Origin of the sequence: Roseomonas sp. CAU 1739 (genome assembly GCF_039839775.1) — a bacterium.
In the GTDB taxonomy this organism is placed as follows: domain Bacteria; phylum Pseudomonadota; class Alphaproteobacteria; order Acetobacterales; family Acetobacteraceae; genus Neoroseomonas.
On record NZ_JBDOQQ010000003.1, the window covers coordinates 1 to 25,307 of the forward strand.

The 25,307-nt window shown below is 69.1% G+C and carries 18 protein-coding genes; 4 read left to right on the forward strand and 14 right to left on the reverse strand.

Features of this window, described 5'->3' with window-relative positions; all coding sequences use genetic code 11:
• Positions 1-145: 145 nt before the first annotated feature.
• The 3 genes from AAFN86_RS06255 to AAFN86_RS06265 all read right to left on the reverse strand — a co-directional run bounded on the left by AAFN86_RS06255 (position 146) and on the right by AAFN86_RS06265 (position 2,163).
• The gene (locus AAFN86_RS06255; protein WP_347542404.1) at positions 146-487 is read right to left on the reverse strand and encodes a helix-turn-helix domain-containing protein; all 342 of its coding nucleotides are present in this window, start codon (positions 485-487) and stop codon (positions 146-148) included.
• Positions 488-1,047: 560 nt separating this feature from the next.
• Positions 1,048-1,239, reverse strand: coding sequence for a transporter substrate-binding domain-containing protein (locus tag AAFN86_RS06260; protein ID WP_347542405.1), 192 nt, complete (start codon positions 1,237-1,239; stop codon positions 1,048-1,050).
• Positions 1,240-1,392: 153 nt separating this feature from the next.
• A complete protein-coding gene (locus tag AAFN86_RS06265) occupies positions 1,393-2,163 on the reverse strand; it encodes an amino acid ABC transporter ATP-binding protein (protein WP_347542406.1) in 771 nt (256 codons plus the stop codon).
• 75 nt (positions 2,164-2,238) lie between these two features.
• On the opposite strand from AAFN86_RS06265, the gene AAFN86_RS06270 reads away from it, so the two are divergent.
• The 4 genes from AAFN86_RS06270 to AAFN86_RS06285 are packed head-to-tail and all read left to right on the forward strand — an operon-like array spanning position 2,239 to position 5,961.
• Positions 2,239-2,511 (forward strand): 2Fe-2S iron-sulfur cluster-binding protein, encoded by a 273-nt coding sequence (locus AAFN86_RS06270; RefSeq protein ID WP_347542407.1) that lies wholly within the window; start codon positions 2,239-2,241, stop codon positions 2,509-2,511.
• Positions 2,508-3,932 carry an FAD-dependent oxidoreductase gene (locus AAFN86_RS06275; protein WP_347542408.1) on the forward strand — a complete coding sequence of 475 codons (1,425 nt, stop codon included), beginning with the start codon at positions 2,508-2,510 and terminating at the stop codon, positions 3,930-3,932. The genes AAFN86_RS06270 and AAFN86_RS06275 overlap by 4 nt, the downstream gene beginning before the upstream one ends.
• Positions 3,929-5,041 (forward strand): FAD-binding oxidoreductase, encoded by a 1,113-nt coding sequence (locus AAFN86_RS06280; protein ID WP_347542409.1) that lies wholly within the window; start codon positions 3,929-3,931, stop codon positions 5,039-5,041. Before AAFN86_RS06275 ends, AAFN86_RS06280 begins: the two co-directional genes overlap by 4 nt.
• Entirely contained in the window at positions 5,038-5,961 is a 924-nt protein-coding gene (locus AAFN86_RS06285; protein WP_347542410.1) for a dihydrodipicolinate synthase family protein, read from the forward strand. The genes AAFN86_RS06280 and AAFN86_RS06285 overlap by 4 nt, the downstream gene beginning before the upstream one ends.
• On the opposite strand, the gene AAFN86_RS06290 is transcribed toward AAFN86_RS06285, so the two are convergent.
• From AAFN86_RS06290 to AAFN86_RS06340, 11 genes are all read right to left on the reverse strand, one after another.
• Positions 5,942-6,652 (reverse strand): ABC transporter permease subunit, encoded by a 711-nt coding sequence (locus tag AAFN86_RS06290; protein ID WP_347542411.1) that lies wholly within the window; start codon positions 6,650-6,652, stop codon positions 5,942-5,944. The two genes, AAFN86_RS06285 and AAFN86_RS06290, sit on opposite strands and share 20 nt — an antisense overlap.
• A 3-nt stretch (positions 6,653-6,655) precedes the next feature.
• Positions 6,656-7,324: an amino acid ABC transporter permease gene (locus tag AAFN86_RS06295; protein WP_347542412.1), complete on the reverse strand. Its 669-nt coding sequence runs from the start codon at positions 7,322-7,324 to the stop codon at positions 6,656-6,658.
• A 6-nt stretch (positions 7,325-7,330) separates the two neighbouring features.
• The gene (locus tag AAFN86_RS06300; RefSeq protein WP_347542413.1) at positions 7,331-8,155 is read right to left on the reverse strand and encodes a transporter substrate-binding domain-containing protein; all 825 of its coding nucleotides are present in this window, start codon (positions 8,153-8,155) and stop codon (positions 7,331-7,333) included.
• 86 nt (positions 8,156-8,241) lie between these two features.
• The gene (locus AAFN86_RS06305; protein WP_347542414.1) at positions 8,242-9,846 is read right to left on the reverse strand and encodes an ABC transporter substrate-binding protein; all 1,605 of its coding nucleotides are present in this window, start codon (positions 9,844-9,846) and stop codon (positions 8,242-8,244) included.
• Between the two features lie 504 nt (positions 9,847-10,350).
• On the reverse strand, positions 10,351-14,184 hold the full coding sequence (glgX, locus tag AAFN86_RS06310; RefSeq protein ID WP_347542415.1) for a glycogen debranching protein GlgX: 3,834 nt from the start codon (positions 14,182-14,184) through the stop codon (positions 10,351-10,353).
• The gene (gene glgA, locus AAFN86_RS06315; RefSeq protein ID WP_347542856.1) at positions 14,177-15,607 is read right to left on the reverse strand and encodes a glycogen synthase GlgA; all 1,431 of its coding nucleotides are present in this window, start codon (positions 15,605-15,607) and stop codon (positions 14,177-14,179) included. The genes glgX and glgA overlap by 8 nt, the downstream gene beginning before the upstream one ends.
• 8 nt (positions 15,608-15,615) lie before the next feature.
• The gene (gene glgC / locus AAFN86_RS06320) at positions 15,616-16,884 is read right to left on the reverse strand and encodes a glucose-1-phosphate adenylyltransferase (protein WP_347542416.1); all 1,269 of its coding nucleotides are present in this window, start codon (positions 16,882-16,884) and stop codon (positions 15,616-15,618) included.
• A 39-nt stretch (positions 16,885-16,923) separates the two neighbouring features.
• Positions 16,924-19,143, reverse strand: coding sequence for a 1,4-alpha-glucan branching protein GlgB (gene glgB, locus AAFN86_RS06325; RefSeq protein WP_347542417.1), 2,220 nt, complete (start codon positions 19,141-19,143; stop codon positions 16,924-16,926).
• Complete coding sequence (locus AAFN86_RS06330) at positions 19,140-21,596, reverse strand: glycogen/starch/alpha-glucan phosphorylase (RefSeq protein WP_408906591.1); 2,457 nt, start codon at positions 21,594-21,596, stop codon at positions 19,140-19,142. The genes glgB and AAFN86_RS06330 overlap by 4 nt, the downstream gene beginning before the upstream one ends.
• 943 nt (positions 21,597-22,539) lie before the next feature.
• On the reverse strand, positions 22,540-23,508 hold the full coding sequence (locus AAFN86_RS06335) for a tripartite tricarboxylate transporter substrate-binding protein (protein ID WP_347542418.1): 969 nt from the start codon (positions 23,506-23,508) through the stop codon (positions 22,540-22,542).
• A 235-nt stretch (positions 23,509-23,743) separates the two neighbouring features.
• Positions 23,744-25,306 carry a GMC family oxidoreductase gene (locus AAFN86_RS06340; RefSeq protein ID WP_347542419.1) on the reverse strand — a complete coding sequence of 521 codons (1,563 nt, stop codon included), beginning with the start codon at positions 25,304-25,306 and terminating at the stop codon, positions 23,744-23,746.
• Position 25,307: the final 1 nt, after the last annotated feature.

The window sequence follows — 25,307 nt, forward strand, 5'->3', positions numbered from 1 at the left end:
TACCTGCCGCTTGAACGCGGCGCTGTGTGATCGATGCTTCGTCATAGCTTCCATCCTTCGGAAGCCCAGCAAGGCCCGTCAATTTCAATCGCTCAATCTGTCCACCCCAAGGGGCGCACTCCACAGCGGGGTCCTTGTTCCACGCCTATCCACATTCCGGTTCGACGCGCTGAACGATGCAGGGCCCGATGCCTTCCAGCACAGCGAGCGAAGCGGACATCTGCGTCTCGCCCACCAAGGCTTCGAGGACGCGCATGGCGCGATCGCCGATGCCGGCCTGTTCGGCTGCTGCCTTGGCGATGCGTGTGGCGTGCAGGGTCAGCCGGTAGCGACCGTCGGGAAGCGCTTCGACCCAACCGGCTTCAACCAGGGTGATAAGGCGTTGATAGACCGTCGCGCGGCCCTCTTTGAGGTCACGGGCCAGTTCGGCCGGCCGGACGCTGTCACGTAGCGTGGACAGGTGGTCGAGGAGGGCAAGCGCCTTCATCGCCGACGCGAGCGGGCGTACGGGGGATTAGGGTATTTTAGGAGAATACATAGTATCCAACATGAATACACGATGCCGATCAGCCGGCAGAACGTCAATGCCATTTGATCTGGATCAAAGCGTCCGGCTGACCGACCTGGCGCGGCGGTGCAAATTGGCGTGCAGGTCATACGGCGCCACGTTCAGTCAGAGCCGCAGGGAATGGTTGTTTTTGGCGACGCCGAGGCCCGAATGGGTGACGCCGAACTCGGGCACCGCCATCATCTTCCATTGAATCTGATTGAAGGGACTCAGCGAGAAACGCACCGAGGCCACGCCATCGAAGGAGGCTTACGCTCGGCCCTGCGCGATCGCGGTCAGGGTCGTTGTCTAGAAGCAGCACCTGCGCGCGCGGGATGGTGCGCCGGATATGGCGAATGGCCGTGATGCCGCGCACCGCCGCCAGAGGCACTTCAGGCTATTTCAGGGCTTCGACCGTGTTCAGCCCGCGCCCGGCAGGGGCGAGGATGCCGTAATTCTCGGAACGCACCGGCACCATGTAGTCGATGACCTTGGCGCGCTCACTGGTGCGGCTCATCGCGCCCAATGACGAAGTCGATGCGGCCAGAGGCGACCATCGGGATACGCTCCGGCGATCCCACCGCCTGCAGCTCCAGGCGCACGCCCATCCTGGCTGCGATCGCCACCGCGACCTCCGGCTCGAAGCCGTCGATCACGTTGCGGTCGTTGAACCGCGCCCGGGACGGCAGCATCGGATTGACGCCGAGCGATGCTCCCCGGCGCGCAACACGTCCTCCAGCGGGCGGGCCGAAGCCTCCTTCGGAGTCAGGAGGGAGCGGCGCCACCAGCGACGAGGACCCGGCGGTCTGTCATCCTCGGTCGTCCATCTCCTGAAGACCGCGCCGTCAGTGGCGCAGGATCCGCGACGTGAACTCCTTGAGGCGTGGGCTTTGCGGCCGGTCAAAGACCTCGTCGGGGGGGGCGACCTCGACCACCGACCCCTGGTCCAGGAAGGCGACCTTGCTGGCCACCTCCCGGATGAAGCCCATCTCATGGCTGACGATCAGCATGGTCATGCCGTCGCGCTGCAGCGTCCGGATGGTGTCCAGCACCTCGCCGACCAATTCCGGGTCCAGCGCGGCCGTCACCTCATCCAGCAGCAGGATGTCGGGTTTCAGCGCCAGCGCCCGCGCGATGGCGACGCGCTGCTGTTGGCCGCCCGACAGCTCGTCCGGGTAGGCATTGACCTTCTCGGCCAAGCCGACCCGCGCGAGCAGGGCGCGCGCCTCGGCCTCGACCTCCCCCTTGGCGCGCTTCTTCACCAGGGTCGGCGCGATGGCGACGTTGCGCAGCGCGGTCATGTTCTGGAACAGGTTGTATTGCTGGAACACGATGGCGAAGCGGTCGCGCGCGATGCGCAGGCTGCCACGGCTGCCGTAGTCCACCGTCGTGCCATCCACGCTGACCTTGCCGGCCTTCGGCTTCAGCAAGCCGACAAGCGTGCGCAGGATGGTGGATTTGCCGGAGCCGGACGGGCCTATCAGCCCGACCACCTCGCCGCGACCGACCTCCAGCGAGACGTCGCGCAGCACGTCGGCCTTGCCGCCGTAGCTAACCGTCAGCCCCGCAATGGACAGGAATGCCAAACGTGATGCCCCGGTTGTCGGTTCGTCCATGCTCGTGGCCGAAGCACAGTCCCGTCAAGCCCGTATGGGAGTTGCACGGCCGCGGCCGTTGCCTATCCTCCCGGCATGGACCTTCGCATCGTCGGCATGGCGCGGCCCGCGCCGGTGACCATCACGGTGAACGGCCGAGACCTGGCCGCGCATCCCGGTGAGAGCCTCGCCGCCGCGCTCATTGCCGCAGGGCTCTGGCGCTTCGGCGAAGGCGAGGACCCCGCTCGTCCGCATACCGCCTTCTGCATGATGGGCGTCTGCCAGCAATGCCTGCTGCGCGTGGATGGCCGGTTGGTGCAGGCCTGCCTGACGCCGGTCGCCATGGGCCAGGTGGTGACGCCGGAATGATGCACGATGTCGCGGTCCTCGGCGGCGGCCCGGCCGGCATGGCGGCGACGACGGAAGTGGCCCGCGGCGGGGCGCGTGCCGTGCTGCTGGAGGAAGCGCCAGTGCCGGGGGGGCAGGTCTATCGCGCATTGCCCGTCGGGTTTGCTGCGAAGCCCGATGCCGACAGGCGCGCCGGCGATGCGCTGCGGGTTGCCTTGTCGGCGAGCGGAGCAGAGGTTCGCAGCGGCTGTCGCGTCTGGGGCCTCGGGGGCGGTCCATTGGTGCCGCAAGGCGAATCCCCGGCGCCCTTCACGCTCTCCGCACTCAGCCCGGATGGCACACCCTTCACAGTGACGGCACGCGCCCTGATCCTGTGCTGTGGCACGCATGAACGCATCATCCCATTTCCGGGCTGGACGCTGCCTGGCGTCATCGGCCTCGCGGCCGCGACGATCCTGCTGAAGGCGCAGGGCGTGCTGCCGGGCCGGCGCGTGGTCGTCGCCGGTGCCGGGCCGTTGCTTTACGCCGTGGCCGCGAAGATTCTTGCGGGCGGTGGGCGCCTGGCGGCGGTGGTCGATGCCGCGACAACGGGCGAATGGCTGCGCAGCTTGCCCGCCCTGTCCGCGCGGCCCGATCTGCTGGCGCGCGGCATGGCGTGGCGTGCCAGGCTGGTGGCGTCAGGCGTGCCGGTGTTCTCCGCATCGCGCATCGTGGCCGCCGAAGGCGAGGACCAGGTGGCGCGCGTGCGGATTGCGAGTGGCGGCTCGGAGCGTGCGATCGACACGGATGCTCTCTGTGTCGGCCACGGGCTTGTGCCGGCGACCGAGGCGACGCGCAGCTTTCGTGCCACACACGCGCATCGGCCCGAGATGGGCGGATGGGTTCCGGTTCTGGATGCGGGGCAGAGGACCAGCATCCCCTTCCTGTATGTGGCCGGCGACGGTGGCGGCGTGCGCGGCGCAGCGGCGGCGCCGGGCACGGGGCGCATCGCCGCGCTGTCCGCACTGGGGGATCTCAAGATGGGCGGCGACCACGCCGCGCGGCAAGCGTCCGAGGCTGCCGCGCTGGCGCGTGCCGGTCGCGCAGGTGGCGCCATGGCACGCATGATGGCGCTGCGCCCGGCGCTGATCGACGTCATGCCGGCTGATACCATCGTCTGCCGCTGCGAAGGCGTGACCCGCGCCGCGATCGAGGATGCGGCTGCTGCCGGGTCAGCGACGATCAACCAGTTGAAGCACTTCACCCGCTGCGGCATGGGCCCGTGCCAGGGCCGGATGTGCGGAGAGGCCGCCGCCGCGATCCTCGCGGCACGCCGTGGCATAGGGGTGGCGGAAGTCGGCTTCGCCACGGGCCGTGTTCCCCTGCGCCCGGTGCCGATGGAAGCGATCCTTGGTGCGTTCGACTATGCGGACATTCCCGTGCCGGCGGCCGCGCCGATATGACAGCGCCCTTCGATTGCGCCGTGGTCGGTGCCGGCGTGATGGGATGCGCGACGGCGCTGTTCCTCGCCAAGGGCGGCATGCGCGTGGTGCTGCTGGATCGTGGCGAGATCTGCCGCGAGGCGTCGGGGGTGAATGCCGGTACGCTCACCATGCAGATGACGCGTGCCGCACTAATCCCCTATGCGCTGCGGGCCCATGAGATGTGGATGCGCATGCCGGAGTGGTGCCCGGGCGGCAGCGTGATCGCCACCGCCTGTCCGGGCCTGTCCGTCGCCTTCACCGAAGGCGAGGCGCAGATGCTGGAGGAACGCGCACGCATCCGTCGCGCCGCCGGCGCACCGATCGAACTGATCACGGGGCGCCAGGCGCAGGCGATCGAACCCGGCCTCGCCGATGGCGTGTTGCTGGCGGGGCATTGCCCGATCGATGGCTTTGCCTCGGCGTATCTGACCGGCCGTGCCTTCCGCCCGGCGCTGCTGGAGGCGGGCGTGGCCCTGCTGGAGAATACGCCCGTCCGCGGCATCAGTGGCCACTTCGTGCTGGAGACCAGCGCCGGCCCGGTCACGGCGCGGCGCCTTGTGCTGGCGGGCGGCGTGTGGCTGGAGGACATGGTCGGCTGGCTCGGTATCACGCTGCCGATCAAGGTGCTGATCAACCAGCTCGTCGTCACCGAACGCATGAAGCCGGTGATGCGCACCGTGCTCGGCGTCGCTTCGGGCCTGCTCAGCCTCAAGCAATATGCCAATGGAACCGTGCTGATCGGTGGTGGCTGGCAAGGCATCGGCGACCGCGTGCGCGGCGGTATCGCCGTCAAGCCGGAGAACTTCCTCGGCAATGTGCGGCTGGCGGCGCACACGGTGCCGGCGCTGCGCGAGGCACGCATCGTCCGCTCCTGGCTCGGGCTGGAAGCGGAGACGGCGGATGCGCTGCCGGCCATCGGCGCGATCCCCGGCGTGGATGATGCCTGGACCATCGGCAGCGTGCATTCCGGCTACACGAGCGGGCCGTATATGGGGAAGATCCTCGCCCAGGCGATATTGGGGCAGGATCCCGACCTACCCTTGTTCCCCATCGACCGCCTGCTGGCCGCGCAGAGGAATGCCGCATGACCGACACGCGTTTCCACGGCATCTACCCCAGCACGGTCCTGCCGATGGGCCGCGACTACGCGCCGGACTGGGACGCCTATGCGGTGCACACCGCCCATTGCGTCATGCGGCCGGGCATCCGTGGCGTGCTGATCAACGGGCATGCGGGCGAGAACTACGTCATCTCCCGTGCCGAGAAGCGGCGGGCGGTCGAGGTGACGCGCGCGACGGTCGATGCGTCTCGCCTGGTCGTCGCCGGGGTCAATGCGGAATCGAGCCTGGAAGCCGCCGAGGAAGCCATGGAGGCGCTTGCCGCCGGTGCCGACGCTATCATGGTGTTCCTGCCCAATGCCTTCGCGCTGGCGCACACCACGGCGATGGCGATGCTGCACCATCGCGCCATCGCCGCCGCCGTTCCGGGCACGCCGCTGTTCCTGTTCCAGGCGCACCACGCGGCCGGACGCATGGGCTTCACGCCGGAGACCGTGGCGGAACTCCTGACGATCCCCGAGGTGGTGGGCATCAAGGAGGGTGGTTGGGAAGTCGATGGGTATGACGCGCTGCGCCGCCAGGTGAAGGCGCTGCGCCCCGATGTCGCGGTCTGCGCCAGCGGGGACGAGCATCTGCTGGCCTGCATGGTGCACGGCAGCGATGGCAGCCTGGTGTCGCTGGCCGACCTGATGCCTGATGAGATCGCGGCACTCGACGCCGCCGTGCGCGCCGGCGACCTGCCCGCCGCGCGTGCCTTGCACGAAAAGCTCGAACCCCTGGCCGAGGCGATCTACGGCGCGCCACCCGGCGGCCGCGCCACCGCGCGGCTGAAATGGTGCCTGCGGGAGATCGGCATCATTCCCGACGCCACCGTACGCCTGCCGCAGCCGCCGGTGGACGCGGCGGATGCCGCCGCACTGCGCGCGGCACTCAAGGCATCGGGATTGTAGCGACCGGGCGCGTCACCAACCGTCGTTCCGCCGCCCGCGCCATCGAAGCCAGCGCCCAGGACACGCAGAAATACAGGACGAGGGCCGTGCCGTAGGTCAGGATCGCGCTGAACCCGCGCTGTGTCAGCATCTTGGCGGCGAAGGTGATCTCGATGAAGCCGATCTGCGAGACCAGCGACGTCTCCTTCACCATGCTCAGCACATGCACGATCGAAGGCGGGAGTATCACGCGCCAGGACTGCGGCAGGACCACCCGCCGCAGGGCCGACAGCGGCGCGAAGTTCATGGTCAGGGCGGCTTCCCATTGCTGCGGGCGGACGCTCTCGAACCCGGCGCGGACATTCTCGGCGGCCAGTGCGCTCATGCGGATGGCGACGGCGGCGACGGCGATGGCCCAGAGCGGCACTTCCAGCCGCAGCGCCTGGCTCAGGAAGAACACCAGCAGCAGCAGCACGAGGAAGGGAATGCGACGGAAGGCTTCGACCCACAGGATCGCGGCTGCGCGCACCGTGCCGAATCGCATCACCTGCGGCAGGCGCAATACGGCAAGCAGGAAGCCAAGTGCATAGCCGATCGCGCAGCCGACCACCGAGGCGATCAGCGTGTTCAATACCGCCTGGGCCAGGAAGGCGATGTTCCACCAGGTGAAGAAGCGCGGCGCCTCATTGGCCAGAATCTGCCAGGCGGACATCGGCTAGAACACCCGTGCCTTGACGCGAAACAGCCATCGCCCGAGCGCCCAGAGCAGGATGGACGCCACGATGGTCAGTAGGATGTAGATCACCGCCGTGATCGAGAAGATCTCGACCGCGCGGAAGGAAATGGCGTTGGCGTTCAGCGCGCGCCCGGTCAGTTCCTCGACACCGAAGATCGCGGCCATCGAGGTGCCGAGCGTCATGATGATGTAGTGGTTGGACAGCGCAGGATACAGCGTGCGCACGACATGCGGCGCGATGACGTACCAGACCGTCTGCACGCGGGAGAAGCCGAGCGTCTCCGCTGCGTCCAGTTCCGCCTGCGGGACGGAGGCGAAGCCCGCGCGCTCGATCTCCGTCAGATAGGCGCCGGCGTTCAGCGTCATGCCGATCAGCACCGCCGCGACCGGGGAGAGCAGCACGCCGAATTCTGGCAGCGCGAAGAACAGGAAGAAGATCTGCACGAGCTGCGGCGTGTAGGTGAAGAAGCGCACATAGGCGATGACCGGGATGCGCGCCCAGCGCGGCCCCTGCGTCAGCACCGCCGCCCCCGCCAGACCGATCAGCAGCCCGCCGGCGAAGGCCACCAGCGCGATCCACAGCGCCATGCCGGCGCCGATCAGGAAGCCGGGCAGGTAGTGCAGGACCTGCCCGTATTGCAGCGTCACGGTGGTTCAGAACATCGGGTTGAACGGGATCGGCGTGCGCATGGGCGACCCGAACCACTTCTCCCAGGTCGTGTTCACGAAGCCGGCGCGGTGCATCTCGAACAGGATGACGTTCAGCGCGTCGCGCAGGCCGTAATTGCCTTTCTGCACACCGATGCCGACCCAGGTGGAGGCGATCACCTCGTCCAGGATCTTCCACGGCGTACCCTGGAAGTTGCGCATCGGGATCACTACGCTCTCGTATACATCGACCATCGCATCGGCACGTCCCTGGGACAGGGCGCGGAAGGTGTCGGGGTAGTTGTCGAGCAGCGTCACCTGGGCCCGCGGCGCATTGGCCTGGATCCAGGGAATACCGACGGTGCCACGCACCTGAACGAGCCGGACCGCCGGATCGTTCAGATCCGCCAGCCGCGCGATCGGCTTGGCCGTCCCGCTTTCCTTCGTCAGCACCACGACGGATTGCGTGTGCAGCGGCTGGGTGTAGTCGATCACCAGCGCACGCTCGACGGTGCGGGTGATGGCGCCGAGCACGATGTCGATGCGGTCCGCCTGCAGGAAGGGGATGCGATCGGGACTGCCGACCTGCACGATCTCAAGCTCGATGTTCATCCGCTTCGCGATCTCGCGCGCGATGTCGGCGTCGAAGCCATCGATCTGGTTGCGATCGTTGAAGGTGCCGAAGGGCGGCAGGGTCGGGTTGATCCCCGCGCGCAGCCGCCGGCTGGACAGCACCTGGTCGAGCGGGCGGGCGGAAGCCGTCTGCGCGAGGCTACCGGCAAGAGCACCCGCGCCAAGGGCGAGAACGGAGCGGCGATGGGTTGGACGCATCTGAAACTCCGGTTTTCAGGCCACGGCCGCGCAGCGCTGCCGCATACGGGGCAGCCTAGATAGGCGCACCACGCGCTGCAAGGCTGCTACGGGGCGGGCTGCACGCTCATGGCGCGGGTATATCCGTCGATCCGCGCGTCATGGGTGATGCCCCGCCGATGCGCCCAGATGTTCAACTGGTGATGCAGCGGGATCAGCGCGACATCCGCGAATGCGATCTCCGTTGCCTGGGCCAGCAACCGCTCGCGTGGCCCGTCATCCATGGTGCCGAGTGCCTGGTCGAGCAGGGCATCGAAGGCGGCATTGCTGTAGCGACCGCGGTTGAACTGGCCCCGGCCCCGGGCATCGTCCACCGCGGCAACCAGCGTCACCAGCGGCGCCGTCGGCTCGCCGGTCTCCACGCCCCACAGGCCGGTCCAGAAGCTGAATTCCCGGTTGCGGCTGCGTGTGACATGCATGGCGTGCGGCATCGCCTCCACCGTGGTGCGGACGCCGACACGGCTGAGCATCTGGGCGACCGCCTGGCAGATTTGCTCGTCATTGACGAAGCGGTTGTTCTGGCAGTGGATCACCATCTGGAAGCCCTGGGGATAACCGGCTTCCGCCAGAAGGGCCCGCGCGCGGGCCGGATCGAACGGGATCGGCGGCAGCCCGATCGCATAGCCGTAGTCGCCGGCCGCCATGAACTGGTTGGCGACGCGGGCCTGCCCGCCCATGACGCGCTCCACGATGGCATCGCGCTGGATGGCGATGGACAGCGCCTGGCGGACGCGCAGGTCGGCCAGCGGATTGCGCGCCAGCGGCTGGCCATCCGGACCGCGGATGCCCGGTGGTACGCGCTCGACCACATCAAGATGGAAGCCTGCCACGGCCGGAGAAACGCTGGTCGAGACGACGAGCCGCGCATCACTCCGCAATCGCGGCAGGTCCTGCGGCGGCACGGCATCGATCAGGTCCGCGTCACCGGACAGCAGCGACGCGACCCGCGACGATGGCTGCGCGACGCTGCGCAGCACGACGCGCGGCCATGGTCCCGGACCGCCCCAGTAGTCCTCATTGCGCGCCATCGCCACGCGATCCCCGCGCGACCATTGGACTAGGCGGTACGGCCCGGTGCCGTTGACGGCACGGCCGTCATTGTAGTCGGCGGTCGTCGCGCCTTCGCCGCTGTGCCGCGACACGATGGGAACTTGGCTGAGATAGATCGGCAGCAACGGAAACGGTTCGGCCGTCCGGATGACGACAGTGCCGGGGTCCGGCACCTCGACCGCGCTGATCGGCCGGAGGAAGACGGCGAAGCTTGAAGGGCTGCCGGGCACGTCGGCGGCGCGGCGCAGCGTGAAGGCGACATCGTCTGCCGTAAGCGGTGTGCCGTCGTGAAAGCGGACGCCGTCGCGCAGTTGGAAGGTCCATGTCCGGGGCTCGGTCGCGCGCCATGCCGTCGCGAGGGCAGGGGCCGGGCGCTGCCGGTCGTCGAGAATGACCAATGGTTCAAAGATGTGCGGTGCGAAGGATTTGTTGCCGCCGAAATTGTGCCAGTGCGGATCCATGCTGTTGGGCGCGAGCTCGGATACGACGCGCAATTCCTGCGCTGCCGCGAGACCAGGTGCGCCTCCTGCGACACCGGCCAGGGCAAGGCCCGCGAGGAGAAGCCTCAGACGCATCGCCGCGAGCGCAGAGGGCCGGCCCATGCCGACGTGCCTTTCCTGCCGGCCGAGTTGGAGACCAAGGCTGCTTCCAGCGCGTTCGGAATCATCCCGCTCGCTCCGCATCGATCGCCCCATGCCGCATCCGATCATGCGTTCCTCCCAGGTTACCCCGAGGCTCCGCATGATGCTGCGTGAACCGGTCGGCAGCAGCAAGCAGGAAGACGATCGACCAAACGGTCGCCTGCGCATTGGGTCGCTCTCCCTCACATTCGACTTCATTGACTGAGCAACATGCGTCGATTGAGCAACATGCGTGCCAAGCGATCGAGCGCGAATGCCGAAGCCGATGGTCCGAGCCGCACGATCATATCGCATGAGCGCACAACACAGGACGCCGGCTGCGAAAGGTTGCGACAGCGGTGATGCCCCAGGCCACACGGCACCGCGCCGCGCGGCGTTGGTGCCACAGCGCCCATCACCATCGGCACGTCTGCGTCGCCTCGATCTGCATGGATATGCGCCAGCGCGATGCCCCAGGCCGCTCGATCAATCACCCGGTCGCTCGATATGCGTCACGGCACCGCGTGTCGTAAACGTGCCGAGCACAGCCGTCGCCACATCGCCATCAAGCAGCCGCTCCGATGCGAAGGGCAGACGGTGCCGCCAGTTCGGTCGCTCACGATCGGTGCCCGGAAGGTTCACGCCCATCCGTTCGCCTGCCAGGTCGTCGGCCTGCGCCAGCATCAGCGCGCAGGGTGCATTGGCGACAAAGCGATGCACCGCCGCCGCGGTCGCCGCCCCGAAAGTGCCGTCCTCGATGCCGCAGGCGGCGGTGAGCGCAGCCCGCTCCCTGGCCCGCGCTGCCTGAGCCACCGCCACCTGGTCAGGCGACAGCAGCCCGAGCGCCCCACGCTCTTTGATATCCGTCCCCTCCCACCAACCGGCCAGCGGAGCGACGTCATGGGTCGAGACACAGGCGGCGGCGAGGTCGGGCCAGGTCGCGGGCGGGCGGAAGCCATCGCCCTCCCGCTCGAACCACAGCACGCGATAGGCGAGTACGCGTGCTGCCGCGAGGCGATCGGGGAATCCGTCCGGCACGGTGCCGAGCGCCTCAGCCACCACGGTGCAGCCCGCCGCGCGGCTGCTCTGGGCCAGCACCGCGAGCATCCCCCCCCCGTCGAAGCCGAGGTAGCAACCCTCCGACGCCTTCGCGCCCTCCGGTACGACGAACAGACGCTCCAGCCCCATCGCATGGTCGAGGCGCAGCGCGCGCGCATGCCGCATATTGGCGGCGAGCAGCGCCGCGAAGCCGGCATGGCCTGTCGCCTCGGAGAGATGCGGATGCGGCACCGGCAACCCCCAGACCTGCCCCTCCGCGGCGAAAGGGTCGGGCGGCGCGCCGATCGAGAAACCAGCCAGGAAGGCGCCTGGCTGCGACCAGACTTCCGCCCCATCCGGCGCCGCGCCGACGGCAAGGTCCCGGTACAGCCCCGGCCCGGCCGCGGCAGCCGCGGCGAATTGCCGGTCGCAGAGCCATTGCAGGATGGCGTGGAAACGGATGGCCTCCGCATGGTCGCTGCGGAAGACGGCCATGGCAGCATCCCGCGGATGTGCATGCCCCGCCGGCCAGCGCCCCGCCGCGCGTGGCCCCAAGCGCTCGGACAGCGCGGCAAAGGCGCAGAAACCCTCAAGCGCCTCGCCGCCCGCGGCGCGGAACGCTGCGAGACCCGCATGGTCCCCCGGCAGCGCGCGGGCAGCGGCTTCCAGCACCGGCCGCTTGGCGGCCCAGACGGCCGGGTAATCCACCAGCGCGCCCTCGCGCAGCGCTACGAAGATGGGCTCGGCGCGCGCGAGTGCGGCGCGCACCGGCGCGGCGTCGCCAATCACGGGCAGCGCCGTTACGTCGAGCAGCGCCGGCTCCAGGAAACGCCGGTCAGAGGGCTGATAGGGGCTGGCGCGGTCGCGCTCCACCGGCATCAGCGCGTGGGGCGGGCTGAGCCCGACCAGGGCCGCGCCACGTGCTGCGGCCGTCGCGGCCAGCTGGGCCACCGCCGTGTAGTCGCCGATACCCTGATCCCGCCCGTGTCGCAGCGCGAAGATTTGTGCAGCGACGCCGAAGCGGCGGCCTTCAGGCGGCGGGTGGCACAGACCCGCCGGCGGCGCGCTGTTCCGATGCGCAGCGCGACGGCGCGCGAGACTGTCGCGCGCCTGCGCCGCAGTCTCCGCGGGCAGTCCCAGCGCGCCGAGCACGCTGCGCAGCGTGCCCTCCGGCACGATGTGCCGCGTACCGGCGATATCGTGCCAGTCGCGGGCGATGCCGGCCTCCGCCGCCAGCGCCGCGAGCAGCGCAGGATCTGGCGCTGCGGGTGGACGCGCTGCGCGTGTTGCCTCGGCCAGCCACAGCACCGAACGCGGCGGAACGGCCAACGTCGCGCCGGCTGGCCCCTCGCGCCGCGGATCGCCGCTATCCGCCAGCAGGTGCCAGGTGAAGCCCAGACGAGGCGCGGGCAGGTCAATGCGCGCGGGTTCCACGCCACCATGCACCACGACCAGCACACGGTCACCGGCGCTGTGCAGCAGCATGGCGAGGCTGCGCGCGCCCGGATCGGCCCAGTCGCCATCGCCCATCGGCGCGCCGTCGAGGCGCAGCCAGCGCACGTCGGCTTCCCCCGTCGCGTCCGGCGCGCCGGTCAGCGTGGCGGCGGCGGACAGGGCGGGATGCGCGTGGCGCGCAGCGACCAGTCGTGCGGTGAAGGCCATCAGCGTGGCATCCGCGCCGTCCCAGTCGAACCAGGACAGCACGGTGTCCTGGCACCAAGCGTTGTTGTTGCCGGCCTGGCTGCGCCCCGCCTCGTCGCCCATGGCCAGCATTGGCGTCCCGCGTGCGGCAAGCAGCGTCGCGAGCAGCGCCCGCACATCGGCGCGGCGACGCGCGAGGATCGCTGCGTCCTCGGTGGCGCCCTCCACACCGTGGTTCCACGATAGGTTCTCGCCCGATCCGTCGCGCTCCTCCTCGCCATTCGCGTCATTGTGCTTGCGCGCGTGGCTGACCAAATCGGCCAGCGTGAAGCCGTCATGCGCAGTGACGAAGTTGATGCTGTCCGTCGCCGGGCGAGGCCCGAACACATCGCGCGATCCGGCGAGCCGCGTCGCGAAGTCTCCGATGCTGCCGGCATCGCCGCGCCAGAAGCGCCGCACACCGTCGCGGAAGCGGTCGTTCCATTCGCCCCAGCCCGGCGGGAAGTCACCCAGGCGATGACCGTGATGGCCGATGTCCCAAGGCTCGGCGATGATCCAGCGGTTGCCGAGCAGGGGATCTTGTCGCATTGCCTGCAACAGCGGCGCGTCCGGGTCGAAGCCCGTCATACGGCGGCCGAGCGTGGTGGCAAGGTCGAGCCGAACCCCCGCCAGCCCGGCCTGCCCAACCCAATGGCGCAGCGCGTCCATCGCCAGGCGCAGCGGCCAGGGGCGGTCTAGCGCAAGGCTGTTGCCGCAGCCGGTTTCGTTCGCATAGCGCCCCGGCACGCCGTGCAGGGTGCGATACCAGGCGGCATCGCCAAGGCCGCGCAGCGACAGCGTCGGGCCGAACGCGTCTCCTTCCCCTGAATGGTTCAGCACCACGTCGAGAATGACGCCGATCCCGGCTTCGGCGAGGGCGGCGACCGCCGCGCGCACTTCTGCCATGCCGCCGGGCGCGAGGCGCGGATTGGGCGCCAGCCATGCAACCGGATTGTATCCCCAGTAGTTCGACAGCCCGAGCGGCGGAAGCTGCCGCTCATCGACCCACGCCGCGGCGGGCATGATCTCCACATGCGTCACGCCGAGGCCGGTGAGATGCGCGATGGCGGCGGGGTGGCCAAGGGCGGCGAAGGTGCCGCGGATCGCGGCCGGGATTGCAGGATGCCGGCGCGTGAAGCCGCGCACATGCAGTTCGTAGATGACGCGCGGCCCCTCCACGCGCGGCGGCGGCGCCTCAGGCAGTGGCGCGACCACTACGGCCTTCGGCATGAAGGCCGCGCTATCGGCCGGGTCGGGCGCGATGCCACTATCGAACAGCGCGGGGTGCAGGACGAAGGCGCGATCAAGCGCGCGAGCCCAGGGGTCGAGCAGCAGCTTCGCCGGGTTGAAGCGCTGCCCGGCCTCAGGCGCGAACGGACCATGCGCGCGCAGCCCATAGCGCGCGCCAATGGCGAGGCCGGGCAGGACACCATGGAAGACATCGCCGGTGCGACCCGGCAGGCGGTAGCGCGCGACCTCGCGCTCGCCGGCCGCGTCGAACAGGCAGAAATCGAGCGCCGTCGCGCCCGGCGCGGGAATGGCGATGGTCGCGCCCCGCGCGGTCAGATGGACGCCGAGCGGCTCCGGCGCGCCTTCATCCATGTCGTGCGGCGAGGCCCTTCAGCAATGCGGCGTAGCGCGCCGCCGACGGCCCCCAGGACACGTCGGTCGCCATCGCCCGCGCCTGCATCGCGCGCCACGTCGGCGCATCGCGGAACAGGTCCAGCGCGCGGCGCAGACCGGCGGCCAGCGCATCGGCGCGCCCCGGCGCGACTTGCACGCCGGTGGCGCAGCCGGCGGCCAGCGCCATCGGGTTGGCGTCGATGACGGTGTCCGCCAGCCCGCCGGTGCGCGCAACGATCGGCGGCGCGCCATAGCGGAGTGCCGCTAGCTGCGCCAGGCCGCATGGTTCGAAGCGCGACGGCACGACCAGCGCATCCGCCCCGCCATACAGCAGGCGTGCAAGCCCCTCGTCGAAGCCGATGAAGACGCCGGCGCGGCCGGGATGGGCCGCGGCGAAACCGCGGCAGGCGTTTTCGACAGCGTCTTCGCCGGAGCCGACCAGCGCCAGCTGCGCGCCCTGGCCCAGCACCTGCGGCGCAGCGGCGAGCAATAGGTCCGCGCCCTTCTGCCAGGCCAGCCGCCCGACAAAGGCGAAAAGCGGCGCATCGGGTTCGACCGGCAGGCCGAGCCGCGCCTGCAACGCCGCCTTGTTGGCCGCGCGCGGCGATGCGTCTGCCACAGAAAAGCGCGCGGCGAGGTGCGGGTCAGTCGCCGGATCCCAATCCGTGACATCGAGCCCGTTGAGGATGCCGTGCAGATCGCCCGAGCGGCCGCGCAGCAGGCCATCGAGGCCCATCCCGCCCTCCGGCGTCAGTATCTCCTCGGCATAGGAGGGGGAGACGGTGTTGATCGCATCCGCAAACCACAGCCCCGCCTTCAGGAAGCCGACGCCGCCGTAGTATTCCAGCCCGTCCCGGGCGAAGGCTGCGGGCGGCAGGCCGAGTGTGGGAAAGATCGAGGCCGGGAACTTCCCCTGGAACGCCATGTTGTGGATGGTGAACAGGCAGGGCAGGCGTCGCGGCGCGAAGCGCAGATAGGCCGGCACCAGGCCCGTCTGCCAGTCATGGGCATGCACGGCGGCGAAGCCGCCTTCCGCCGTCAGCGTCGCCGCGACGCGGCCAAGTGCGGCGAAGCGCAGCGCGTTGTCGCCCCATTCCCCGCCCTCCGGCCCGATATAGGGGCCACCCGGCCGGTCAAAGAGATGCGGCGCATCAAGCACCAGCAGGTCGAGCCCGGCATGCTGCGCCCTGAGCACCCGTGCAGCGCCGCCGAACAGGTCCGGCAGCGCCACGGCGACGGATGCTGCGCCCAGCGCACCCAGCACCTGTCGGTAGCCGGGGATCAGCGTCTGGATCGCGATCCCCTGCGGCGCCAGTGCCGCCGGCAGCGCGCCGACGGCGTCGGCAAGCCCGCCGGTCTTGACCAGCGGATAGACCTCCGAGGCGACGGCGAGGACAGGCAGCGTCATGGTCAGCCCAGCCGTTCGATCATCGGCTGGGTAATCAGGCATATGCCATTCTCCGTGCGGCGGAAGCGGGCAGCGTCGGCGACCGGGTCCTCCCCGACGACAAGGCCCGGCGGGATCCGCACGCCGCGATCCACCACCACATTGGTCAATCGCGCGCCACGCCCGACATCGACATTGGGCAGCACAACCGCGCCATCCAGCACGGCGTAGGAGTGCAGGCGGGTGCCGGTGGACAGCAGCGAGCGCCGCGCCCGTCCGCCGGAGACGATGCAGCCACCGGAGACGAGGGAGGAGATCGCCTCGCCGCGCCGTCCGTCCTCGTCATGGACGAACTTGGCGGGCGGCGTCACTTCGGCATGGGTCCAGATCGGCCAGGCGCGATCATAGAGATCGAGGTCCGGGACGATCTCGGTGAGGTCGACATTGGCCTGCCAATAGGCATCGACCGTGCCGACGTCGCGCCAATACGGCATGGCCTCGGCACCCGAGCGGACGCAGGATCGCTCGAAGCGATGCGCATAGGCGAGGCCATTGGCGACGATGCTGGGGATCAGGTCCTTGCCGAAATCATGGCTGGAATTCGGGTCTTCCGCATCGCGGCGCAGTTCGGCCGCGAGCAAGCGCGTGTCAAAGACGTAGATGCCCATGGAGGCGAGGGACAGGTCGGGTTGGCCGGGAATGGCCGGCGGGTCCGAAGGCTTCTCGACGAAGGCGGTGATGCGGTCTGCCTCATCCACATGCATGACGCCGAATCCCGAGGCCTCCGCGCGCGGCACCGAGATGCAGCCCACCGTGACGTCGGCGCGCGTCTCGACATGCTGCGCGAGCATCTGCTCGTAATCCATCTTGTAGATGTGGTCGCCGGCGAGGATGACCATGAAGCGCGGCGCGTAGTCCTCGATGATGTCGAGGTTCTGGAACACCGCATCGGCCGTGCCGAGATACCAGGAACGATCGTTCACCCGCTGGCTCGCTGGCAGGATGTCGAAGGTCTCGTTGCGTTCGGGGCGGAGGAAGTTCCAACCGCGCTGAAGGTGGCGGATCAGGCTGTGCGCCTTGTATTGCGTCGCGACCGCGATGCGCCGGATGCCGGAATTGATCGCGTTGGACAGGGCGAAATCGATGATGCGCGACTTGCCGCCGAAGAACACGGCGGGCTTGGCGCGACGGTCCGTCAGTTCCATTAGGCGCGAGCCACGACCGCCGGCCAGCACATAGGCCAGGGCGCTGCGCGCATAGGGCGGGCCGATGCTCGGGCGTTGCTCACCCATGGTGTCCTCCCATTCGACGATGGCGCTGTCCGCCCTGTCTCACGTCACCATGTCCATGCCCTTGTCCGCAACGGGCGCGACGACCGGCTCCAGGTAGAGAGCCGCCAGCGGCGGCAGGTCCACCACGGCCGAGGCGGGCTGCCCCTGCCAGGGGATGGCTGTCGCCTCCACCACCACAGGCTGGCCGCTGCCGCCGAAGCGCGCCTCGTCCGTGTTCAGCAGCACGCGCCAGGCGCCCGCCGCCGGCAATCCGACGCGATAGCCGGGACGCGGCACAGGCGTGAAGTTGCAGATGACGGCGACCGGGCTGCCGCCTTCGCCATCGAAGCGCAACCAGGAAAACACCGAATGGGCCGCGTCGTCGGCCTCGATCCACTGGAAGCCTTCGGGTTCGCAGTCCCGCGCGTGCAGCGCCGGATGGTCGCGATGCAGGCGGTTCAGCGCGCGCACCAGATCCTGCAACCCGCGATGCGGCGCGTGCTGCAGCAGCCACCAGTCGCATTCCCGCGTCTCCGACCATTCGCGCCAGGGGCCGAATTCCTGGCCCATGAACAGCAGCTTCTTGCCGGGATGGCCCCACATGAAGGCGTAGTAGCAGCGCAGGCCGGCGAAGCGCTGCCATTCATCGCCCGGCAGGCGGCCAAGCAGCGTGCCCTTGCCGTGCACGACCTCATCGTGGCTCAACGGCAGGATGAAGGCCTCGTTCCAGGCGTACATCAGGCCGAAGGTGACGAGCCTGTGGTGCCAGCGCCTGTGCACGGGCTCCTTCGCCACGTAGCGCAGCGTGTCGTTCATCCAGCCCATGTTCCACTTGAAGCGGAAGCCGAGTCCGCCATCCTCGGCCGCGGCGGTCACGCCGGCCCAGGCGGAGGCTTCCTCCGCTGCGGTGAAGGCCCCGGGAACCTGCTGCGCGATCAAGGTGTTGACGTGCTGGAGGAAGGCGACCGCATCGCGGTTGACGTTGCTGCCATCCTCATTCGGCGCCCAGCCATCGGCCGGCCGGTCGTAGTCCAGGTAAAGCATGGAGGAGACGGCATCCACCCGCAGCCCATCCGCGTGATAGCGGCCGAGCCAGAACAGCGCATTGGCGGCAAGGAAGGCCGCTACCTCCTTGCGGCCGAAGTCGAAGACCGCGGTGCCCCAGCCGGGCAGGAAGCCGCGCCGCGGGTCGGGATGTTCATAGAGCGGCCCACCGTCGAAACGCGCGAGCCCCTGCGCATCCACCGGGAAATGCGCCGGCACCCAGTCGAGGATGACGCCGATGCCCGCCGCATGCGCGCGGTCGATCAGGCGCGCGAAGCCTTCCGGCGGTCCGTGCCGCGCCGTCACGGCATAGAGGCCAAGCGGCTGGTAGCCCCATGACGCATCGAGTGGATGCTCGCTGACCGGCATGAACTCGACATGGGTGAAGCCGAGATCGGCGACGTAGGGGATCAGCGCATCCGCCAATTCGTCCCAGGTATAGTAACGCCCGTCCGGATGGCGCCGCCAGGATCCGGCATGGACCTCGTAGATCGCCATGGGCGCCCGGGTCGCGTCGCGTGTCGCGCGCTGTGCCATCCAGGCGGAATCGGTCCAGGCGAAATGGTCGGTGCGGGCGACGACCGAGGCGCTGGCCGGCCGCAACTCGGCCGCGAAACCGAACGGATCGGCCTTGAGCGGGCAGAGTTCGCCGTCGCGGCCGAGGATCTCATATTTGTAGCGCGCGCCCTCCGCCACGCCGGGGAGGAAGATCTCCCACAGGCCGGAATCGACGCGCTTGCGCATGGGGTGGCGACGCCCGTCCCAGGCATTGAAGTCGCCAACCACCGAAGCGCGCCGCGCTTCCGGCGCCCAGACGGCGAAGCGCACGCCGGCCGCGCCAACATGTGTGCAGGGATGCGCGCCGAGCCGGTCGAAGAGCCGGGCATGCGTGCCCTCGACCAGCAGGTGGTCGTCGAGCGGGCCGAGCGTCGGGCCGAAGGCGAAGGGATCGAGGAACTCCCAGCGGTCGTCGCCCCGCGCCGCACGCAGCCGATAGGCGAGCGGCGGTATGGCGCCGGCGACGAGGCCTTCGAAGAAGCCGTCCGGATCGCGCCGTTCGAGTGCCATTGGAGACGCGCCGACAAACAGCGCTTCCAGCGTCTCGGCGCCAGGCACGAAGGCCCGCACCACCATGCCGCCCGGCACCGCGTGCGGGCCGAGCAGGGCAAAGGGATCAGGGTGGCGCGCTGCGAGAAGCTCGGCGATCTCCGTCGCCGCGGCGCGCCAGCCGGTCATGGTGCGGGTGCGATGCGCCAGATCTCCGCGGCATATTCCGCGATGGCGCGGTCCGAGGAGAACCAGCCCATGCCCGCCGTGTTCAGCACTGCCGTCCGCCGCCATGCCTCAGGGTCGCGGTAGAGCCCGGCGGCGCCGTGCTGCGCGGCGACATAGGCGTCGAAATCGGCGGCGACCATGAACCAGTCCTCCGCGCGCAGGGGATCGATGATCTCGCGGTAGCGTCCTTGATCGTCCGGCGAGAACACACCGCCGCCGATGGCGTCAAGCACCTCAGCCAGGTTGGGCGAGGCGGCGATGGCCTGTTCCCCGCGCCAGCCCCCCGCGCGCTTCTCCTCGACCTGGTCCGCCGACAGGCCGAACAGGAACATGTGGTCCTTGCCGATGTGATCGGCCATCTCCACCGTTGCGCCGTCCAGCGTGCCGATCGTCAGCGCGCCGTTCAGCGAAAGCTTCATGTTGCCTGTGCCGGAGGCCTCCATGCCGGCGGTCGAGATCTGTTCGGACAGGTCGGCGGCCGGCACGATCGCTTCCGCCGCAGAGACGTTGTAGTTCGGCAGGAAGACGACCTTAAGCAGGCCGCGCACGGCGGGGTCGCGGTTGACGACACGCGCCACGTCGCAGGCGAGCTTGATGATCAGCTTGGCGCGATGATACCCGGGCGCGGCCTTGCCGGCGAAGATCTTCACCCGCGGCGTCCAGTCGCGCATCGGCTGCGCCCGCATTGCTTCGTAGAGTGCGACGGTCTGCAGCACGTTCAGCAGCTGGCGCTTGTATTCGTGGATACGCTTGATCTGCACGTCGAACAGTGCTGCCGGGTCCACGCGCACGCCCGCCTGCTCCTGGATCTGGATAGCCAGGGCTTCCTTGTTGGCGCGCTTGACCGCGGCGAAGCGGCCGCGGAAGGCGGCGTCCTCCGACAAGGCGCGCAGCTCGGACAGCGCTTCCGGCGCATCGAGAATGCGTGGGCCGAGCGCTTCGACCAGCAGCGCGGTCAGGCCGGGATTGCATTGCATCAGCCAGCGACGGAAGGAAATGCCGTTGGTCTTGTTGACGATGCGGCCTGGATGCAGCGCATGCAGGTCCCGGAAGACGGTCTGGCGCATCAGGCCTGTATGGAGTGCCGAGACACCGTTGACGTGATGCGAACCGATGAAGGCGAGATGCCCCATGCGGACCCGCCTTCCATGGTGCTCATCGGTCAGCGAGACGGCGGCGAGCAGCCGGTCGTCACCGGGGTGCGCCGCGCGCACTGTGTCCAGGTGCTCGGCATTGATACGGTAGATGATCTGCATGTGCCGCGGCAGCAGCCGCTCCATCAGCGGCACCGGCCAGGATTCCAACGCCTCCGGAAGCAGGGTGTGGTTGGTGTAGGAGGTGGTGCCACGGGTGATGCGCCACGCCTCCTCCCAGGCGATGTCGTGGTCGTCGACCAGCAGGCGCATCATCTCGGCGACCGCGATGGCCGGGTGCGTGTCGTTCAACTGGATGGAGACGCGATCGGGCAGCGTCGAGAGCCCAGCCTCCGCCCGCAGATGGCGGCGCAGCAGGTCCTGCAGCGCGGCGGAGGTGAAGAAGTATTCCTGCCGAAGGCGGAGTTCCTGCCCCGCCGGGCTGTCGTCGGAGGGGTAGAGCACCTTCGAGATTGCCTCGGCGCGCACCTGTTCATGCAGGGCGCCGACATGGTCGCCGCGGTTGAAGGCGTCGAGGCGCAACGGATCGGGCGCGCGCGCGCGCCACAGCCGCAATGTGTTCACCTGGCGGCCGCGCCAGCCGACCACCGGCGTGTCGTAGGCGACGGCGTCCACCCATTCGCCAGGGTGCCAGCGATGGCGTTCGGTGCCATCGGCGCCCTGTTCGACCGACACCTCGCCGCCGAATCCGATGCGGTGGCGGATCTCGGGGCGGGCGAATTCCCACGGGTTGCCGAAGCTCAGCCAATCCTCGGGGTATTCCTGCTGCCAGCCCTCGCGCAGGATCTGGCGGAACAGGCCGTGATCGTAGCGGATGCCGTAGCCGAAGGCGGGGATGCCGAGGCTCGACATGCTCTCGAGGAAGCAGGCTGCGAGCCGCCCGAGGCCGCCATTGCCGAGTGCCGCATCCGGTTCCGCGAGCCTTGCCTGGTCGAGCGTGATGCCGAGGTCGGCCAAGGCCTCCCGCAATTCCTCGGTCAGGCCGAGATTGGTGATGTTCTCCCGCAACAAACGGCCAATCAGGAATTCGAGGGACAGGTAGTAGACCTGCTTGCCGCCAGGTCCGGCCGGATCGCGCATCCTTGCCAGGAAACGGTCGACGATGCGGTCACGCACGGCCAGCGCGGTCGCCATGAACCAGTCGCGGTCCCGGGCCTCCGCCGGCAGCTTACCGAGGGTGTAGGTCAGCTTGCGCAGGATCAGGTCGCGAAGCGGCGCTGTGTCTGCCGCGCCGGGGGCCAGGGTAACTGGGATGCTCAGGAGACACTCTCCGGGTAGGGCGATGCGTCGTAGAGCTTCAAGCTATCAGAACGAGCCTGCCGTCCAAAGCTCTACGGCCTGAACCGCGCCGGGTATCGCCGCATCGGCTCCTGGGCGCTGTCCTTCGGCACGGTGGCAAAATTCGGCATCGGGGGGACCGGATCGTATGGTGCAGGCCTTGGCCGCGCCCTGCGTGAGGCCTGGCATCGCGTCCTCAAGGCCAATCGGACCGATCGCGGCGCCCGGCGGCGCAACGGCAGGAGCGACACACTCGATGCCGAGGCCGCAGCACGCGCTGTCCTTGCCGGGCAGGTCCAGACCGAACCGAAATCCGGCACCAGATCGGTCGCGGTGTTGCGGCATATCAAGATGGCGCGCGACGCAATCGAGTCCCGGCCGCTCGCCGCGTAGATCCTGTCGAATTCGCCCGACAGCCGCTCCAGCGCGCCGTTCACGGGAACCCGAATTTCTCGTAGCGGGTGATCCGCCGGCACCAACGCCTCCGGACACACATAGCTGCACATCGATCCCGTCTGCCGATCCGTCCCGCGCATCGGCTCGACCGCCGCCACCATCAGAAGCGAATCAGACCCACACCGACCTGAACAAACGAGTTTCCGCAGCCTGCCAAGAACGCCCGTAGGATCACAAGACAGGTTCACCACAATCGCCGTAGGCGGCTGTCCCCGAAGGGATACCGGGATCTTGCGCGCGCGGCGTCTGAGGGGCGGGCAAAACGGCTACCAGCGGTCGACTCATTCGGCGGCTGGTATCAGCCCCACCAGATCGATGCGCTTTCGCTCCAGTTTCCCGTTTCGTCACATGCAGGACGCCATATCCTCATCACCATCGGCACCGCACCACGACGCTTACCCGCGATCCCTGCTCCAGGATCGCCGGCACAACCCCACGCCCCGACGGTCCGGGCTGTCGACCGCCGGCGTCAGTTCGTCGGTATGCCCGCCTCGGTGATCACCCTGCGCCAATTGAGCGTATCGGACGCCAGTAGCGCGCGCACATCCGCCGCGCCGCCGCTTTCAGCCGCCAGGCCGATCTGCGCCATGCGCGCGTGGTAGTCCCTGTCCTCGGTCACCGCGTTCAGCGCCGCGGCGACCTTGTCGATGACCGGCCCCGGCGTGCCGGCGGGTGCGAACAGTGCCATCCACAGCACGGCCTCGAAGCCCGGCAGGGTCTCCGCCACCGTCGGCACGTCCGCCAGATTCGCCAGGCGCTGGCGAGACGAGATGGCGAGTGCGCGGGTCTTGCCCTCCTGCAAGGACGGCATGGCTTCGACCGGTGACTGGAAATTGCAGTGGATGCGCCCGGCCTGGAGGTCGAGTAGCCCTTCCACCCCGCCACGGTTCGGCACGGCGGTCATCTCGATGCCGGCGCGCTGGCACAGCATCTCGGTCGCCAAGTGCACGACGGTGCCCACCACGCCGCCATAGTTGAGCTTGCCCGGGTTCGCCTTCGCATAGGTGATGAACTCGGCCAGCGTCGTCACCGGCAATCCCGGATAGACGTGGAAGACGAAGGCACCGCGATAGACCATGCCGACCGGCGCGAGTTCCGTCTGCGGATCGCGCGGCGTGAGCCTGGGTTGCAGCGTCGGATTGATGGCCAGCGAACTGGTACCGGCCAGCAGCGTGTATCCATCCGGCCGCGCCTGCGCCACATAGGTCGAGGCGATCGAGGTCGCGCCGCCCACGCGATTCTCGACCACGACGCGCTGGCCGATCGCCGCAGACAGCCGCTCGGCGGTCAGCCGCGTCGCGATATCGGTCTGCCCGCCGGCGCCATAGGCATTGACGATGCTGATCGGGCGCGACGGGAATACCTCCTGCGCCTGTGCCGGCAGGGTGGCGATCGGCAGGGTGGCGAGGATGGCGCGACGGCCAAGATGGGGCTGCATGTCCGTTTCCCTATTCTTGCTGAACCATTGGCCCGTGCCGGGCATTGTCGTTGTGGTGCGCCGCAGGCCCTGACCGCCGGAGACCGCCTTGCGCGTCAGCCCATCACGAAGACATCGCGCGGGGCAAGGCACCGATCCGACCGCCCGTCTGGCGGTGCGTTCGGCATGGCTCCTACCACGGCGAAGCGATGTCGGCCGTCTGCAGGATCGACCATTCCGGCATCCGGAATAACCTTCAGCCGCGCATGCGGCGCGCCAGGTTTTCCCCGATCATGACGCAGGTGAAGTGCAGGTTGGCGCGGCAATCGGTCGGCATGATCGAGGCATCCGCCACGCGCAGACCCGTCACGCCGCGCACCCGCAGATCCGGGTCCACCACGCCACGCGGATCCTCGTGCGCCGTCATGCGGCAACTGCCGGCAGCGTGCTGGATGTCGCCCGCCTCGCGCAGCATGATGGTGTCCAGCGCATCGTCTTCGAGCGCCGCCGCAGCCGCCATGGACAGGCCGCTTTCGCCGAAGGTGATCCGTTCGGCAATGCCGGACAGCGGGTCGAGCGCCGTCAGCTTCGCCAAGCGCCGCACGCCATCGCGCATCCGCAGCCGGTCGCGCGGGTCGGCCAGCATGTTCTCATCCACCTCGGGCTGCCCGTCCGGGTCCGCCGAGGTCAGGCGCAACGCGCCGCGCGAAAAGGCATCGTACAGCGCAACGCCCACCGCACCGCCCGGCGCCGGTGCGCCATCCTGCGTCAGGCCGCGGTGGTTGTAGGCGATCATGATCATGTCGCGCTCACCGCCGCCGGCCAGGCCGCTGCTGTAGGTCAGGCAGCAATTGGTGTGGCGGGCATCCGTCCCCGCCGCGCGGAAGTCCGGCCTGAGGTCGATGCTGGCGCGCAGGATCGGATGATCCATCAGGTGCTGTCCGACCGAAGCCTGGTCGTGCAGCACCGAGATGCCGAGCGCCCGCAGCGATGCGGCAGGCCCGATGCCCGACCGCATCAGGATCGAAGGGCTGTGGATCGCGCCGGCGCACAGCACGATCTCGCGGCCTTCGATGTCCTCCCATACCTCGCCGAAGCGCACGCGGACGCCGCGCGCGCGACGGCCCTCGAACAGCACGCGATCGACCAGCGCGCCGCCGCGGATCGTCAGGTTCGCCCGCCCGCGCGCCGGTTCCAGGTAGCCGTCATTGGTGGTCACCCGCAGCCCGTCGCGCAGGTTGATGGGGTTGCAGGAAATGCCCTCGCCTTCGGGCGCATTGAGATCGGGCTTCCAGCGATAGCCGGCGGCCAGGCCCGCATCGCGTAGCGCCAGATCGACCGCGCCCCACTGGTCGGTGGGCATGCGGAAGACGGGCAGGGGGCCGCCCTGGCGGATGCCCGGCGCCACCCCGGTATCGGCGTCATCCTCGATGGCATCGAACAGCGGCAGCACGTCGCTGGCGGCCCAGCCTTCGCAGCCGGCCTCGGCCCAGGCGTCGAAGGCGGCCGGAACGCCGCGGATGGCGATCTGCGCATTGACGGCGGACGACCCGCCCATCGCCTTGCCACGCCAGTAGAACTTCGGCTCCTGAGCGGCCGTCCGGCGCGTCATCAGTCCGGGCCACTGCCATTCGGCCTGGTGCTTCGGGTCGTGCATGAAGGGGATGATGTTGGCGCTGCGCAGCGCGTGCGGCGCCTCGGCGGATCGCCAGTCGCGGCCGGCTTCCAGCAGCAGCACGTGGCGATGGCCGTCCTCGGACAGCCGTGCGGCAAGCGGGGCGCCGGCGGAACCGGCCCCCACCACGATCACGTCATACATG

Bases quoted from the DNA above. Each gene is read 5' to 3' on its own strand.
- AAFN86_RS06265 (WP_347542406.1), bottom strand. From the start codon at position 2,163: ATGGACGAACCGACAACCGGGGCATCACGTTTGGCATTCCTGTCCATT.
- glgC (WP_347542416.1), bottom strand. From the start codon at position 16,884: ATGGGTGAGCAACGCCCGAGCATCGGCCCGCCCTATGCGCGCAGCGCC.
- AAFN86_RS06290 (WP_347542411.1), bottom strand. From the start codon at position 6,652: ATGTCCGCCTGGCAGATTCTGGCCAATGAGGCGCCGCGCTTCTTCACC.
- AAFN86_RS06285 (WP_347542410.1), top strand. From the start codon at position 5,038: ATGACCGACACGCGTTTCCACGGCATCTACCCCAGCACGGTCCTGCCG.
- AAFN86_RS06280 (WP_347542409.1), top strand. From the start codon at position 3,929: ATGACAGCGCCCTTCGATTGCGCCGTGGTCGGTGCCGGCGTGATGGGA.
- glgX (WP_347542415.1), bottom strand. From the start codon at position 14,184: ATGGATGAAGGCGCGCCGGAGCCGCTCGGCGTCCATCTGACCGCGCGG.
- AAFN86_RS06300 (WP_347542413.1), bottom strand. From the start codon at position 8,155: ATGCGTCCAACCCATCGCCGCTCCGTTCTCGCCCTTGGCGCGGGTGCT.
- AAFN86_RS06255 (WP_347542404.1), bottom strand. From the start codon at position 487: ATGAAGGCGCTTGCCCTCCTCGACCACCTGTCCACGCTACGTGACAGC.
- AAFN86_RS06340 (WP_347542419.1), bottom strand. From the start codon at position 25,306: ATGTATGACGTGATCGTGGTGGGGGCCGGTTCCGCCGGCGCCCCGCTT.
- AAFN86_RS06270 (WP_347542407.1), top strand. From the start codon at position 2,239: ATGGACCTTCGCATCGTCGGCATGGCGCGGCCCGCGCCGGTGACCATC.
- AAFN86_RS06335 (WP_347542418.1), bottom strand. From the start codon at position 23,508: ATGCAGCCCCATCTTGGCCGTCGCGCCATCCTCGCCACCCTGCCGATC.
- glgB (WP_347542417.1), bottom strand. From the start codon at position 19,143: ATGACCGGCTGGCGCGCCGCGGCGACGGAGATCGCCGAGCTTCTCGCA.
- AAFN86_RS06275 (WP_347542408.1), top strand. From the start codon at position 2,508: ATGATGCACGATGTCGCGGTCCTCGGCGGCGGCCCGGCCGGCATGGCG.
- AAFN86_RS06260 (WP_347542405.1), bottom strand. From the start codon at position 1,239: ATGCTGCCGTCCCGGGCGCGGTTCAACGACCGCAACGTGATCGACGGC.
- AAFN86_RS06305 (WP_347542414.1), bottom strand. From the start codon at position 9,846: ATGGGCCGGCCCTCTGCGCTCGCGGCGATGCGTCTGAGGCTTCTCCTC.